Source organism: Pseudoalteromonas sp. 2CM39R (genome assembly GCF_023161845.1).
On sequence record NZ_JALNTM010000025.1, the window covers coordinates 14,872 to 30,426 of the forward strand.

The following is a 15,555-nucleotide window of genomic DNA, read 5'->3' on the forward strand; positions in this document are numbered from 1 at the left end:
ATTAACTCCATTTAACGATTTAATTGTTATTTTTAGCTGAGCAATAATAAAGCAAAGACCCCATATTTGCTACAAAAATTTAACAAAACAACCCAATAATGGATGCTATTTAGCGACGAATTTTATGCCAAAGTTCAACCACTAACACAACGATAACCCCGGCAACAACACCTAATAAACCATCAAATATAATCGGCGTAGCCAGCTCACCCGTTTTACCAACTAAATCCGTAACAAACTCAGTGCTGCCTTGCTGGGCGTGATGTAAAACGGGGATCCCATGTACCAATATGCCTCCGCCAACTAAAAACATAGCAACCGTTCCTGCAAAGGCTAAAAAGCGCATTAACTTAGGCGCTGCAGCAAGTAAAAACTTACCTACTAGCTCTTTAAACTTACCGCCACTTTGCTGCGCTTTTTGCAGTAAATACAAACCAGCATCATCTAGTTTAACAATGCCTGCAACTAACCCATACACGCCAATGGTCATAATAATTGCTATTACACTAAGCACTAAAGCTTGATTCACCAGTGTTGCGCCAGCAACCGTGCCTAGCGTTATCACGATAATTTCTGCAGAGAGGATAAAATCAGTGCGGATCGCCCCTTTCACTTTTTGCTTTTCGTATTCTTGTAAGTCTTGTTGTTCAGCTAGAGTTTCATCTTCTTGTTGAGCATGACCAAACAGCTTTTCGATAATTTTCTCTGCACCTTCAAAGCACAAAAACAGCCCGCCAACCATTAATAGCGGAGTAATTAACCAAGGCAACCAAACACTAATCAATAATGCTGCGGGCACTAAGATGGCTTTGTTAATAAACGAGCCTTTTGCCACAGCCCAAACTACAGGCAACTCTCTATCGGCAGTTACCCCTGTGACTTGCTGAGCATTTAGAGCGAGGTCATCACCTAACACCCCTGCTGTTTTTTTTGTTGCGACTTTACTCATCGTCGCAATATCGTCTAAAAGTGTTGTAATATCATCAAGTAAGGTTAGTAAATTAGTGCCTGCCATGGTAGTTCCTTGCCCATTAAATACACTATCAACATAACTTATCCTGCCATTTTCACCAACGGTTAATTTTTCTTTGTTAGGCTTATAGCTCATTCAAAAATAGAGGTGTTTCTATGATTAAACCACTTCTCTCAGGGCTCGCTTTAGTTACCTTGTGCGCGTGTGCTGAGCAAAGTGCACCGAGCAATTACCTGTGCGATGAAACCCTTAGCGCCAGTATTGTTGAATACAATGATGAGGAAGCAAGACTGACATTTAAGGAAAGTGAATTTTTACTCAATCGCCAAGTAAGCGGCTCAGGGGTTAAATACAGTGCCGATAATGTGCTGTTTTGGTCTAAAGGCGATGAAGCAATGCTGATTTTAAAAGGAAAAAAGTACCAATGTAGCTTAACCCAGCAATAGCAAAAGCTTTGTTTGCTAAATTAGCTTAATCAGTGGTTTTGAGTATAATAGCGACAGTTTATTCAGCGTTTAAGCGGCTAAAATGAAATACAAAGATCTTCGCGAATTTATCGAGTTATTAGAACAAAAAGGTGAATTAAAACGGATCAAACAAGAAATTGATCCTTACCTTGAAATGACCGAAATTGCCGACCGTACTTTACGTGCCGAAGGCCCAGCTCTGTTATTCGAAAACCCTAAAGGCCACACTATTCCCGTTCTTGCCAACCTTTTTGGTACGCCTAAGCGTGTTGCAATGGGCATGGGGCAAGATGATGTTAGTGAACTGCGCGAAGTTGGTAAGTTATTAGCTTTTCTAAAAGAGCCTGAGCCACCGAAAGGCATTAAAGAGGCACTAGGGCAAATCCCAGTATTCAAACAAGTACTGAATATGCCAGCTAAAGAAGTAAAAAAAGCGCCTTGTCAGCAAGTTATACTTGAAGGCGATGATGTTGACTTAACTAAGCTGCCTATCCAACATTGCTGGCCGGGTGATGCAGCTCCCTTGATCACATGGGGTCTAACGGTTACCAAAGGGCCTTATAAAAAGCGCCAAAACTTAGGTATTTACCGTCAGCAGCTATTGGGTAAAAACAAAATTATTATGCGCTGGCTATCGCACCGCGGTGGCGCATTAGATTTTCGTGAGTGGTGTAAAGAGCACCCAGGCGAACCTTACCCTGTATCGGTGGCATTAGGTGCCGATCCTGCGACAATCCTAGGCGCTGTAACACCAGTACCAGACACCCTAAGCGAATATGCGTTTGCTGGTTTACTACGCGGTAGTAAAACTGAAGTTGTTAAATCGGTTTCAAATGACCTACAAGTGCCTGCTACCGCAGAGTTCGTACTCGAAGGTTATATTATGCCGGGTGAAACAGCACCAGAAGGTCCTTATGGCGATCACACAGGTTACTACAACGAAGTAGACGAGTTTCCGGTGATGACGGTCACTCACATTACACATCGTGAAAACCCAATTTATCACAGCACTTACACTGGCCGTCCACCTGATGAGCCAGCAGTACTCGGGGTTGCATTGAACGAAGTGTTCGTGCCAATTCTGCAAAAGCAATTCCCTGAAATTGTAGATTTTTATCTACCACCTGAAGGCTGCTCTTATCGTATGGCTGTGGTCACGATGAAAAAACAATACCCGGGTCATGCTAAGCGCGTGATGATGGGGGTGTGGTCTTTCTTGCGTCAATTCATGTATACCAAGTTCGTGATTGTTTGCGATGATGACGTAAACGCACGCGATTGGAACGACGTGATCTGGGCAATTACCACGCGTATGGACCCTGCTCGCGATACGACGATGATCGAAAACACGCCAATTGATTATTTAGATTTTGCATCACCAGTTTCTGGCCTTGGCTCAAAAATGGGCATGGATGCAACCAATAAATGGCCAGGCGAAACAGATCGTGAATGGGGTGAACCCATTGTTATGGATCCAAAAATCAAAGAACGTGTTGATGAATTATGGGACAGCTTAGATATTCTCTAGGCTGTGTCTATGTTAAACTGCTCAAAATTTAACGGTTATGAGTTCGATTCATAACCGAATTTGCTTCTGTGCTTATAAAGGTAAACTATGCAAACACTACTCGCTGACGTTGTTGCGATCAGCCCGCTTACAGACCATGTACATAAGGTCATTTTGAAACCACAGCAACCTGTGTCATTCGAGGCAGGCCAATATATGCAACTTGTATTAGGCGAAAAAGATAAGCGTGCCTTTTCTATTGCAAGCCGACCGTCGCAAACTGAACAGATTGAACTACACATTGGTGCCGCGGGTGCTGATTCGTATGCAATGCAAGCGCTTGACCATTTACGTCAAGCTCATACAGAGCAACAGCAAGTTAATGTTGAAGTGGGCTTAGGTGTATCACAGCTGCGAGTTGAGGGTGAGCGCCCAATTATTCTACTTGCTGGCGGTACAGGCTTTTCTTATGCCAAATCAATGGCTGATCACCTTGCTGAAATTGGCTGTGAGCGTCCTGTATTATTTTACTGGGGTGTACGTGAGCAAGCTGCACTTTATGCTCATGATGAAATGCAAGCATGGGCAAACAGCAACCCACATTTCCAATACATTCCAGTAGTTGAAAATGCGCCACAAAGCTGGACTGGCAAAACCGGTTACGTCCACAAGGCTGTTATGGAAGATATCGTGTCTTTAGAACCATACGATATTTACATGGCAGGACGCTTTGACATGATTGGCGTAGTTCGCGATGATTTTATTAATCATGGTGCGGTACGTGAGAACATGTACGCCGATGCATTTGCATTCATTAAATAACTAACTCATACAGGTTATTTTTAAGGCATCCACTTGGATGCCTTTTTTATTTGTTTTTCCTATCGCCTTAATCCGTCTAAACGATTTCACAAACTGCATTTCCTTGACCATACTCTGATTAGAATAACGATGGGGAGAGACCCAAATGCTAAATACAAAAGTACAAGACTTTATGCAACGTAAGTTGCCACACATTACGCCTGAAACTGAAATGACCACCGCGATTAGCGAGCTGCAAAAGTTTAAATTACTAGGCGCACCTGTATTCGATGACAACAAAAGCCTAGTTGGCTTTATTTCTGAACAAGAGCTGCTGCAACCGCTCATGCAAAACAGTTATTTCTGTGATGGTGTAGTGAAGGTAAAACAGCTAATGCGCACCGATGTTGTTACCGTAAGTAGCGATCAAAACATCATTGAGCTGGCAGATGGTATGCAAACTGGTAAGCCAAAAAACTACCCGGTTATCGAGGATGGTAAGGTTGTTGGCATGATCAGCCGAGCAGACGTGCTCAAGGCATTGTATGAAAACTATGTCTCATGCCAAGAGCACCAAGTGTAAGTTAGCTGCTTAACGATTAGCAGCTAACTGTTTTAAAGCAGCTTTATCTGCATCACTTAAATAAGCAATTTCAAGCGCATTAGCTTGCGCTTTTTCCATATCGGCTTGGCTTAAGCCTGCCGCAGGTGCTGCTACTTGATACTCATACGCTATTTCAATACCTTCAACTGCTGGATCATCAGTATTAATTGATGCCAAAATACCATGGTCTAAGAAGGTTTTTAACGGGTGTTTTGCAAGCTCAGCAACAGTGCTGGTTTGAATGTTACTGGTTAAGCAAGACTCAATACCAATGCGCTTATCACGTAAGTAATCCATTAGTGCAGCATCTTCAATCGCTTTTACACCATGACCAATACGCGTTGCACCAAGCTCGTTAATTGCTTGCCAAATGCTTTCGCTACCTCGCGCTTCACCGGCATGAATCGTGGCAGCTAAGTATGCATCATGAACTTGTTTAAAGTGATCAACAAATAGCTCACCCGGGAAACCAATTTCATCGCCAGCTAAATCAACAGCCACTAAATCATTTTTAAAAGCAAGAAGTGCATCAAGCTCTTGCTGACAGATTTTGGTGCCATATGTACGCGACATGATGCCGATTAAGTTAGCTTTAATTGGTGCGTTATGACACGCACTTTTTACACCATCAACCACCGCTTCGACAACACCTTGCGGGTGTAGGCCTTGGCTTTGCGCCATATAATATGGGCTAAAACGAAGCTCAACGTAATCGAGGTTTTGGGCAATCGCATCTTCAAAATTTTCGATAGCAATACGACGACAAGCATCGTAATCACCCAATACTTTTACACCCCAATCTAGCTTTTGTAAAAACGCCACTAAATTTGGTTCAGGGTCGATAACCTGTACGTGCGGAATAAGCGCTTCAATGTTGTCAGCAGGTAACTCAAGATTAAACTGACGACCAAGGTCTAAGATCGTTTGTGGGCGAACATTACCATCTAGATGACGGTGAATATCAAGCAAAGGGAGTTTGTTATTGATCATAATTAGCACTCAGGTTCAGTAAATTTGCGCGGATCATACGTACCCGCGGCGATATTTCAAGTTTAGATGATTTTCTTTACTTTTTAGAGGTCAAATGTCTGCTTTAATGGCTGCTAGCATTATGCAAAAAATGCCACAAAGTCTTAAAAAGTTTTTCTGCATCAATTGGTTTAGTTAAATAACCATTCATACCACTGGCTAAACCTTTCTTAAGGTCATCATCATGGGCATTTGCCGATAAGCCAATAATCGGTAAATCGGTGATCAGCAACTCATTACGAATAACCTTAGTCGCTTGTAAGCCATCCATATTCGGCATTTGAATATCCATGAGTACAAGGTCATAGTTTTTTTCACTGATCATCTTTATAGCCTCGTGGCCATCTTTAGCGATATCAGGTTGGCAGCCTTTAGTTTTTAAAATCGAACTCGCCACATGTTGATTCAATGGGTTATCTTCAACCAATAAGATTGCATCATCGGCAAATGAAACAGCAGTCACATCGATATCAGCTAACTCGTCATCACTATGAATCACTTCTTCAAGAGGGGACTCAAATGGCAGCGAAATTGTAAACGTTGAACCTTGCCCCTCAGAGCTGCGAAGGCTTATCTCGCCTCCCATCATAACAATGAGTTTTTGACAAATACTCAAGCCTAAACCTGTGCCACCAAAGCGACGAGAGGTTGAGCTATCAGCTTGTGAGAATGGTTTAAACAGGCGCTGCTGGGCCTCTTTGCTGATGCCAATGCCTGTATCAATAACACTAAAGTAAGTAAATTCACCCTGCTGCCAAATGCGTAATGTTATCGTGCCTTCTTGAGTAAACTTCACCGCATTGTTTAACAAATTCAATAATACTTGTTTTAAACGAATTGGGTCGGTGTGGATCAGTAAGTGTTCAGAAGCATCAAGCTCAACTCTAAATTCTAAAGAGCGAGAATTAAGCTCAAATTGCAATAAGTTAGTCAACTCACTAACCAACGCATTCACATCAATAGGCTCTTGATGTAGCTCCAATCGCCCAGCTTCTATTTTAGAAAAATCTAAAACATCATTTATCACCCGTAATAGTACATTCAGTGCACCATCGGCTTGATCAATATAACCACGCGCTTGTTGCCAGTCAGGCTCTTGCATTGCTAAATAATGCAAACCCTTAATACCATTAATAGGCGTGCGTATTTCATGGCTCATATTCGCCAAGAACTCACTTTTAATTTGGCTGGCTTTATCGGCTTTTAATTTTTCTTCGCGAAGGCTTTGAGTTTGCTTTGCCACTTGCTGACGAATTTGAATATTAGTACCAGTTACAGAAATCAAAAAGGTGATCAATAACCAAACAAACAGCATACCGACTATTTGCGCCAACCAATAAGGCAACCATGACGACTGTGCAACTGACTCCCATAATTTTACCTGCCAAACGCGCTCACCAATAATAAAGTTGAAGCTCGCAATAGCTGTTGTACCTACACGGTGTGGGCTGTAAATTTCGACAGGATTACTGCCGTCAGTAACGTCATAGAAGCTGGCATCGATATCAGTGTTCTGATTAAAATTAAGTGTTTGTGCTAACACTTCTAAATTGACCACGGCGACAACATAACCTCTAAATCCGACCTGGTGATTAATGTCTGAATAAACTGGGTTGAAGAATAAAACGCCCTTTTCGTTACCATCACCTTGCATCAGGGTAATAGGCTCACTGACGGTGACATTCTTAATTAACCGAGAGTCAGTTAACGCTTGTTTACGTAACTCGTTTGAGGCTAAATCAAAGCCTTTTGCTGGTTCGTTCCCTGCTAAAGGATGAATATATTGCACTGGGAAATACACCGTTCGCTTACTCACCGGCTGCCACTGCCCAGCAGCATTTTTTTCTTTCACGTAATAGTCAGCGCCAAGTTCATCACGCAGTAGATTTTGATAATTATTTAATTGTGAGTGAATCACTTTAGGTGCCCACTCAAGGGCAAGAATTTCTTCGCTGTATTGTAGTTGCCTTGATGTGAAGCGTTTAAATTCGTCAAAATCAACCATGTCACTACTAGCAAAAAAAGTTGCGAGTAAGGCTAAGTGCGACTTAATTTCATCGACTTTATGCTCAAGGTTCGTGTGAATTGCACTGACTTTAGCTTGCTGGCGCTGTAAGTCTTTGTCTTTTTTTACACTGGCTGCACCATAAAAGCTGACACAAATAACCACGTAAATTAATAGCGACGGCACAATGATTTGCAGCCGTTGGCGAGTATGATGGTAACTAAATGCCGCTAAAATTAATGGCGTGAATATCAGTACCCCAATGCTATCGCCAATCCACCATGCGATAAAATTATTAAGCGCCGCATAACTCGGAATAACATTGTTAATGACCAGTAAGCCGGTGCCAATTGATGCAGCAATCAAGCTACACAAAGGGCCGCCAATCATTAAACCAAGCATACTTTGCTTTAATGACGATAATTCAATCGGGCGTTTAACGACATGAATAATAATGTAATAGGCAAGCCAAGCTTGGAATGTAGATGCAGTTGTTACGCCAATTGCCTGCAGCATCATTTGCCAGTGAAAAATATCAGTGGCTTTATCAAGATGAATAAGGTTTACAAAGAATGCCCCTAGCAGAACCCCTGGCAAGGCACGGTTTCTAAGTAGCAAGATACTGGCAAGCGCAATACCTGAAGGCGGCCATGCTGCAACCGCATAGCCATCAATAGCCAGCAATGAATTACTTAAGTACCCTGTAAGAAAGTAAGCAAGTGCAATGCTTATTGTCAGTGTAAATAAGTTCTTCAAGCCATCGCTCCTTTGCTGGCTGGAGTAAAATTATTGATAGAGTACCAATGCTTTTTCTGGTTGGGCACTCTTACTGTAGCTTAGCACCGCTTGCTGCAAATAAGCATGGCGATTATCTGCATTAAGCGCTTTATCAAACACTCGCGCGGCTAAGTCGTATTCACCGTGAGCATTTGCTAAACATGCAAGGGCTAGTAATAAGTCTGTATTTTCGGTGTCTTTTTTTAATACATCCTGCAAACTTGATTGCAGCTTGAGTGCATCGCCAGCGCTACTAGTACGTAAAATACGTGCTAAATCTTTATGCTGTAGCGGTTTTTTGATCATTTTAATTAAGCTTAGCTCAATTTTGTTTAACTCACCTGCCTTCGCCATCGCCGTTAAATAGCTTACCTCTGCGTGTGGCTTCAAGTTTTTGGCTAATTGCTCATAACGCTCAGTTAAATCTCCGTTTGACTGAGCTGCAAAGTAACGGTCGAACAATTGTTGCCACTCTTGCTCAGAAAGAGCTTTTTTGCGTAATAAACGTGGCATAAAGTCATTAAGTGCCGCCCACTTTTGCTCTTGCACTAAAACATGGGCATACATTTTAAGCTCTAAACGAGAGGCTTTTTTACGCTCAGCTAACGCTTTAAGGTCAGCAAAGATAGTGCTGGTTTCGCCGCTAGCAATCCATAAATTAGCCACTTTCAGCTGCTTATCTTGGCTTATTTTATCAAGATAGCTGATTGCTTTTTCATTTTCATTATTCGTCAGTGCCGCTTTAGCAAGAAGCGCATAACGTATATCGGTCCACTTTTGTGCAACACTGTTGTTATCAAGTGCAAGCTCAAGCTCCGTATAATCGTTATTAATTAAGCTCCATACACCTTGCTCAATAGCCGCTTGTTTACGCTCTTCACTGCGCGCAAAGAAACCATGGCGTGTATGGCTATATAAAGATATTACGTAACGGCAAAGCTTATAAAGTAAAAACAGTGCAGCGAATGCCAATATTAAAAGTGCAGTAACGCCCCAAATAGTCCCTTCAATGGTTGTTTTATTAAAGGCAATTAGTACATAACCCTTTTGATCTATAAAAAAAGGGGCAATCCCTAAGCAGACTGCTATTGCAATAATGATTAATAAAAAGCGGATCATTGTGCCCACTCCTTCACCTGCTCAGTACTTTGTAGTGACACTTTTGGACTAAAATTGAGCTGCTCTTTAGAAAGCTGAGCAAGGCTTTTTAAAGCCGCTTTTGTTTGCGCATCATCTTGTTTAAAGTAATCTTTTACCAGGCTATGAGCAGCATCAACAGCACTAAAATACACACTGCTTTGCTTACTTAATACAGCATCTTGTGCTTGAGCTAAATATAAACTCAGGCGCTGTTTTACTAGGTGACGCTCTTGCTCACTTAAAAATGGTGCGATAACCATATCTTCACGTGTGCGCACTTCTACAAAGAAGTCTTTAAACTGCTGCCACGACTTCGCAAGGTTTTGACGCCACTCACTAACATCTTCACTTAATTGATTTGGGTCTTCTTTGACGACCTCTTCAGGGAGTGAAATAGCATTAAATACCAGTTCATCAACTTTTTGATTAATGCCATGCAGTTTTAAATAAATTGCTTCAACAGCCACAGGTTCAATGGCATTCAAGGTTTGTAAATCTTGGTGAATTGCTTGGCGAATAGCGCCTGTACCCGGGTGTTCTGCAAGTAAGCTATCTAAGCGAGATAGCACAGCAGCAGCCCCTTGGTAATCGTGCTCTGCCCACAATTTAAACTCGGCCATACGCTGCAGGCTTGTGACTTCTTGCGGATTAAGCGTGAAAGTTTGCTGCTCGGCGCGCTTTAAAGCCGCTTGTAATTGCTGCTGTGTTTGCTCAGCACTTTCATTTAGTGCATCAGTGACCTTCTGTTCACTGTTATAAAGCGAGTGCTGCATTGTTTGTTGGGCACTTTTTAATGCATCTATTTGCTGCTGTAAGCGTAGGTTTTCATCTGTCAGCTCAGTCAATGCCACAGCCGATTGCTGATCGCTATTTAATTTTAGATAAAACTCATAGCCAACTGCACCAGCCACTAAAAGTGAAATAAGTAACGCTAAGCTACCTGTTTTGCTGATGCCTCTTTTAGCTTGTACAGGCGCTTTCGCCCCAGTATTTGCCGTTTGCGCTTTTTTCTCTGGCTTTGCAGTCACTGGCTTTGCGGGTTGTTTTGATTCTGCTTCACTCATTTTGCTACCTTGCTGATTAATGCAGGTGAACATAGCGCTGTCGCTCGCCCCTGCAGCAATATGTATCTGTGTTCTTGCGACATTTTGTTGCTTTAAATAGTCAGCGATACGCTCACTGGCAACGAAAAATTTTCGCTCTTTCAACCATGCAAGCTGAGGCTCATTTAGGCCATTAAAAATGGCATCCACCGCTGCATTACTGGTAATGACTATACCTTCTACATCAATTGTTTGCCAGTGGTCCATCCACTTGCTCGGTTCGCTCTCAATTGCGCTCCGCTTGTAAACAACCAACTGATTTAATAAAGCACCACGTTGTTTTAAGGTTTTCGCTATGGTCGTGCGCCCACCTTCACCTTTCACTAAAACGATGTTACTTAGTTCAACATCTTGTAGTGTTTTTAATTCAAGCAGACCTTCTGAATCATGCTGTTTGGGCACTGCGGCTCGTCGCCCAAAGGCTTCATAAACCGCATCAGCCGTTTGCTGACCGACCGCATAAAGTTGCGCTGCTTTGTTGATGGTTGGTGTGAGTTTTAACAAGGCATGCACGGCATCTTGCGAGATAAAAATGATTTTATCGGCATTTTCTAGCGGCGCGAGCTCACTACTATTTACTGTGAGGTAATCTAAGGTAAGAACTGGACACAGGGTTGTTTGATAACCCGCCTGCTGAAGCTCAAGAGCAAGCTCGGTGCCTTTTCCTTCTGGACGAGTTATCAAAATATGCATATTAAGCGTCTCTATATACTTCAGCTAAAATTTTATCAGCACCTTGCTCAAGTAGTTTTTCAGCAAGTGTAATACCTAACTGCTCTGCGTCAGCCACTGGGCCTGTCACTTCATCACGCAGCATTTGGCTGCCATCAATAGCGCCCACTAAACCACGTAAATGCACTTGCTCACCATCAACCAATGCAAATGCACCAATTGGCACTTGGCAACCACCTTCTAAACGGCGATTCATAGCACGCTCAGCATTAACACGAATACGTGTTTCATTATGTTCGAGTGGCGCTAACAGTGCTTTTGTCACTTCATCATCAATACGGCACTCAATACCCACAGCACCTTGACCATTTGCAGGTAATGATACCTCTGGCTCGATAAAGGCCGTGATACGCTCAGGCATTTCTAAACGAATTAGACCCGCTGCAGCTAAGATGATTGCATCATATTGACCATCATCTAGCTTTGCTAAACGCGTATTAACATTACCGCGTAAATCACGAATGTCTAAATCTGGACGAGCTTCGCGAATTTGGCATTGGCGGCGTAAGCTTGATGTACCAACAATAGCGCCTTGTGGTAGCTCATCTAAGCTTTTGTAGTTGTTTGATACAAACGCATCGCGCGGGTCTTCACGCTCACAAATTGTGTGTAACGCTAAACCTTCAGGAAACTCAACAGGCACATCTTTCATTGAATGCACCGCAATATCGGCACGACCATCAAGCATGGCTTGCTCAAGCTCTTTTACGAATAAGCCTTTACCACCAATCTTGGCCAGTGGTGTATCAAGGATAATATCGCCTTGCGTCGACATAGGAACCAACTCTACCGTTACGTCGTCATGGAAGTGCTCTAGTTGAGCTTTTACAAATTCAGCCTGCCATAAAGCAAGTGCACTTTTACGGGTAGCGATACGAACTAGTTTTGTTGTCTGTGTCATGAAAAATCCAATTAATTATCAGGCTGATACTAAATATTACTCAGCTAAAATTCTAAATTCTTTTTGGGCCAGTAAGTTGCCATCTGCGTCAATGACTTCAACACGCCAATCACCCAGTTGTTCTGGCATAATGTTTTTCGTTGAATAAGTACGAAAACGTGGACTACTTACCGCCAATTCAATCGAAGCAAGCTGTTGACCTTGGTAATACCATTGGTGACGAACAGTTTGCCCCTGCATATTTCTAAGCTCGCTAAAAAAGCTCAGGCTATTGCTTATTTGCGCTAATTTTACATCGTTCTTTAAAACGTTTACTGGTTCTCGATCAACAACATCGGTTGTTAATACCGCGCGGCTTACTTTATCTGTGTCTATTTTAGCGCCAATTGCGACACTGGCAATATGCGCTGACTGCGAAAACTGCTGCTGAGCATCAGGAGCTGCAGCAATCTCTACTTGCTGTTCAGTTTGTGGTGCTTCTTCACCATCAAGGGTGACAGCTGGTGTTTCAGGTTGTTGCTCATCAACAACCTGCTCACTGTCGATCTCAGTCTCTATTGTTGTAACGTCAGGTTCTACAGTGTTTGAACTCACAACCTCTGCTTCAGCAGTTTCTGTGCTATCAGCCTGCGGTGTTTGCTCATTCATTAACGAAGCATCGACTTCTTTTGGCTCTTCTTGCTCAGCGTCATTTAAAGGAGCTTGTAATTCAGCATTTGTAAACTCTGCTTGCGGTTCATCTTGCGGTGATTGTTCAGCATTTACAGCACCAGTAAAGCTATACACTAAAATAGCCAATGCTACTAAGATAACACTGCTAACCATAAAAATGCGTCGCCAATGCCATTGGTAAGTCACTGCTGTAGGAGTTGAACCTGCCGATTCAACGGCATTCATATTTGCTGTAATTACAAGTTTCTTTGTCATGTTGGCCTCTAAAACCAAAAATTAACTCAAGCGAGCAATTAACCACTCACGAATAGCCATTAACTCTTCACCACAAACTTGGTGCGCCATCGGATAGTCTTGCCAGCTTACTTCCATGTTGTTAGCGCTAAGCACGTCAAATGCTTGTCTGCCTGCACTATGCGGTACCACATCGTCAAATCGACCATGTGCCATAAAAATATTTAACCCCTGCTGCTTGGCTTCATCGGCAAATTTTGCAGGCACACACATATAGGTTGAAAGTGCCATTACACCCGCTAATTTATAATCTAGACGTGGCGCTAAGTGCAGAGATACCACACCCCCTTGCGAAAAACCGGCAAGAATAATTTTGTTTGGGGCGATACCATTTGCTATTTCTTGATCAATAATTGCAGCCACTTTTGCAGCAGATTCGCAAACCCCTTGCTCATCGGCACGCTTATCTAAATCCATCGATTTAATATCGTACCAAGAACGCATTGCCATACCACCATTTAAGGTGACCGGTTGCACTGGCGCATGTGGAAACACAAAACGTACGCCAAGCTCTTTTGGTAGAGCAAGTTGCGGAGCAACTGGGGCAAAACCATCACCCGAATCACCTAAACCATGTAGCCAGATAACCGTTGCTTTGTGAGCGCCTTGCGCTGGGTACTCAACAAACTCTAAACTCATAGTTCAGAACGCCATTCAATTTTTTGACCTGCTTGGCGAGTTGCCGCATCACACATAAATTGCCAAAACTCTGCACCCGAGCGGTTATCAATCCACTTATCGTCGCGTAGTTCAAAGTGGTGACCATTAAATTTAGTCGCTACCCAAACTTGGTGTAATGGTGCTTGCTTGTTGATCACAATTTTACTGCGATCAGGAAAGATGATTTCTAAAATACCTGACGCTGATTCATAGTCTAAATCGGCATCACATTCATCGATTTGCTCTTCAATAGTTAGCATTAATGCATCGGCTAGTGTGTGGTATTCATGATCAGTCATTTTAGTGTCCTTTAACTGGCTTTAAGCCTAGATCTGGGGGCAGATTGTGTACATCAAGTGTAACAGGAATAAATTCATCCGCGAATAGCTGCATTTTTTAAATATTCTGTTACTCTGCGATTATAAAGCCAGCAACCGTATTAATCTAATGAAAGAGACTCATAGCCAAAAATTAAAAACCATTTTACCTCTAAGCGCCCTTCTACTAACCCTAGCAGGTTGCGGACAAAGTGGTGCTCTTTATCTACCAGATGATACTAAGCCGCCTGCAAAGTCTCAGCCGCAAGCTGATCCATCCGAACAACCAGAGCAAAAACAGGACCAATAGATGGACTTTTTTAACTACAATAATAATCAGCTGTTCGCTGAAGACATCGCTGTCAAAGAACTTGCCGAACAATATGGTACGCCTTGTTATATCTATTCTCGCAAAACCTTTGAACGTCATTATCTAGCATTTGCAGAAGCTGCTAAGTCACATAAAAGCTTGGTGTGCTATGCCGTAAAAGCCAACTCAAATATTGCCGTGCTGAACATTTTAGCGCGACTTGGGTCAGGTTTTGACATCGTCTCAAAAGGTGAGCTTGCGCGTGTCATCCAAGCAGGCGGAGACGCAAGTAAGGTTGTTTTTTCTGGCGTTGCAAAAACCGCTGACGAAATTGCTTATGCACTTGAATTGGGGATCAAGTGTTTTAATGTTGAGTCAGTGGCTGAGCTTGAGCGAATTTCAAAAGTGGCAACGGATCTTAACTTGGTGGCACCGATTTCGATTCGCGTAAACCCAGATATAGATGCAAAAACGCACCCTTATATCTCAACCGGTTTAAAAGAGAATAAATTTGGTATTGATATTCAAACTGCAGTGACGGTGTATCAACATGCCGCATCTCTGCCCGGTTTAAAAATTACCGGTGTAGATTGCCACATTGGTTCGCAGCTAACAGAAATTAAACCTTTCTTAGCAGCACTTGAAAAAGTACTAACTCTTATCGAAGAGTTAAAAGCGGTTGGCATCAAGCTAACTCACCTAGATATCGGTGGTGGCCTTGGCGTGCCTTATAATGGCGAAACGCCTCCTCACCCAAGCGAATATGTTGATAAAATTACCGCTCGATTAGCAAACTACCAAGATTTAGAACTTATTTTTGAGCCTGGTCGTGCGATTGCTGCCAACGCAGGCATTTTAGTTACTAAAGTTGAGTTTATTAAACAAAACCAAGATAAGTTCTTTGCTATTGTTGATGCAGGCATGAACGACATGTTGCGCCCATCGCTGTATCAAGCTTGGCAATCTATTGTGCCAGTTGAACCTCGCACAGATGATACGCCTACTCATAACTACGATATTGTCGGCCCAGTTTGCGAAACCGGTGACTTTTTAGGTAAAGACCGTGAGCTTGCACTTCAAGCCGGTGACCTATTAGCACAGCGCAGCGCTGGCGCGTATGGTTTTACCATGAGCTCAAACTACAACTCACGCCCGCGTGTTGCAGAGATTATGGTGGATGGCCAGCAAAGCCATTTAATTCGCCAACGCGAAACCTTAGAAAGCCTTTGGCAAGGTGAGAAAATTTTACCATAAACGTTTTTA

General features: G+C 42.7%; 15 protein-coding genes. 6 read left to right on the top strand and 9 right to left on the bottom strand.

Annotated features, from left to right (window positions below; translation table 11 throughout):
* Positions 1–109 precede the first annotated feature (109 nt).
* A complete protein-coding gene (locus tag MTF66_RS32820) occupies positions 110–1,015 on the bottom strand; it encodes a DUF808 domain-containing protein (RefSeq protein ID WP_062566280.1) in 906 nt (301 codons plus the stop codon).
* Between the two features lie 113 nt (positions 1,016–1,128).
* On the opposite strand from MTF66_RS32820, the gene MTF66_RS32825 reads away from it, so the two are divergent.
* From MTF66_RS32825 to MTF66_RS32840, 4 genes are all read left to right on the top strand, one after another.
* Positions 1,129–1,419: an MliC family protein gene (locus MTF66_RS32825; RefSeq protein ID WP_058585408.1), complete on the top strand. Its 291-nt coding sequence runs from the start codon at positions 1,129–1,131 to the stop codon at positions 1,417–1,419.
* A gap of 82 nt (positions 1,420–1,501) precedes the next feature.
* Positions 1,502–2,968 (top strand): 4-hydroxy-3-polyprenylbenzoate decarboxylase, encoded by a 1,467-nt coding sequence (gene ubiD, locus MTF66_RS32830; RefSeq protein ID WP_054554671.1) that lies wholly within the window; start codon positions 1,502–1,504, stop codon positions 2,966–2,968.
* Between the two features lie 87 nt (positions 2,969–3,055).
* Positions 3,056–3,769 (top strand): NAD(P)H-flavin reductase, encoded by a 714-nt coding sequence (gene fre / locus MTF66_RS32835; protein ID WP_058585406.1) that lies wholly within the window; start codon positions 3,056–3,058, stop codon positions 3,767–3,769.
* Positions 3,770–3,914: 145 nt separating this feature from the next.
* The gene (locus tag MTF66_RS32840; protein WP_058585405.1) at positions 3,915–4,331 is read left to right on the top strand and encodes a CBS domain-containing protein; all 417 of its coding nucleotides are present in this window, start codon (positions 3,915–3,917) and stop codon (positions 4,329–4,331) included.
* A gap of 9 nt (positions 4,332–4,340) precedes the next feature.
* On the opposite strand, the gene add is transcribed toward MTF66_RS32840, so the two are convergent.
* From add to cyaY, 8 genes are all read right to left on the bottom strand, one after another.
* Positions 4,341–5,342 (bottom strand): adenosine deaminase, encoded by a 1,002-nt coding sequence (add, locus tag MTF66_RS32845; protein WP_248529814.1) that lies wholly within the window; start codon positions 5,340–5,342, stop codon positions 4,341–4,343.
* 103 nt (positions 5,343–5,445) lie between these two features.
* Positions 5,446–8,142 (bottom strand): CHASE domain-containing protein, encoded by a 2,697-nt coding sequence (locus tag MTF66_RS32850; RefSeq protein WP_248529816.1) that lies wholly within the window; start codon positions 8,140–8,142, stop codon positions 5,446–5,448.
* 30 nt (positions 8,143–8,172) lie between these two features.
* Positions 8,173–9,282 carry a heme biosynthesis protein HemY gene (locus MTF66_RS32855; protein ID WP_248529818.1) on the bottom strand — a complete coding sequence of 370 codons (1,110 nt, stop codon included), beginning with the start codon at positions 9,280–9,282 and terminating at the stop codon, positions 8,173–8,175.
* Complete coding sequence (locus MTF66_RS32860) at positions 9,279–11,099, bottom strand: uroporphyrinogen-III synthase (protein ID WP_248529820.1); 1,821 nt, start codon at positions 11,097–11,099, stop codon at positions 9,279–9,281. The genes MTF66_RS32855 and MTF66_RS32860 overlap by 4 nt, the downstream gene beginning before the upstream one ends.
* A gap of 1 nt (position 11,100) precedes the next feature.
* Complete coding sequence (gene hemC / locus MTF66_RS32865) at positions 11,101–12,039, bottom strand: hydroxymethylbilane synthase (RefSeq protein WP_054554664.1); 939 nt, start codon at positions 12,037–12,039, stop codon at positions 11,101–11,103.
* Between the two features lie 36 nt (positions 12,040–12,075).
* Complete coding sequence (locus MTF66_RS32870) at positions 12,076–12,966, bottom strand: DUF2914 domain-containing protein (protein ID WP_248529822.1); 891 nt, start codon at positions 12,964–12,966, stop codon at positions 12,076–12,078.
* 21 nt (positions 12,967–12,987) lie between these two features.
* Positions 12,988–13,644: an alpha/beta hydrolase gene (locus tag MTF66_RS32875; protein ID WP_248529824.1), complete on the bottom strand. Its 657-nt coding sequence runs from the start codon at positions 13,642–13,644 to the stop codon at positions 12,988–12,990.
* Positions 13,641–13,964: an iron donor protein CyaY gene (cyaY, locus tag MTF66_RS32880; protein ID WP_248529825.1), complete on the bottom strand. Its 324-nt coding sequence runs from the start codon at positions 13,962–13,964 to the stop codon at positions 13,641–13,643. Before cyaY ends, MTF66_RS32875 begins: the two co-directional genes overlap by 4 nt.
* A gap of 148 nt (positions 13,965–14,112) precedes the next feature.
* Here cyaY and MTF66_RS32885 point away from each other — a divergent pair, with 148 nt between their 5' ends.
* Together MTF66_RS32885 and lysA are read left to right on the top strand one after the other, a co-directional pair.
* On the top strand, positions 14,113–14,292 hold the full coding sequence (locus tag MTF66_RS32885) for a lipoprotein (RefSeq protein ID WP_054554660.1): 180 nt from the start codon (positions 14,113–14,115) through the stop codon (positions 14,290–14,292).
* Positions 14,293–15,546, top strand: coding sequence for a diaminopimelate decarboxylase (gene lysA / locus MTF66_RS32890; protein WP_248529827.1), 1,254 nt, complete (start codon positions 14,293–14,295; stop codon positions 15,544–15,546).
* Positions 15,547–15,555: the final 9 nt, after the last annotated feature.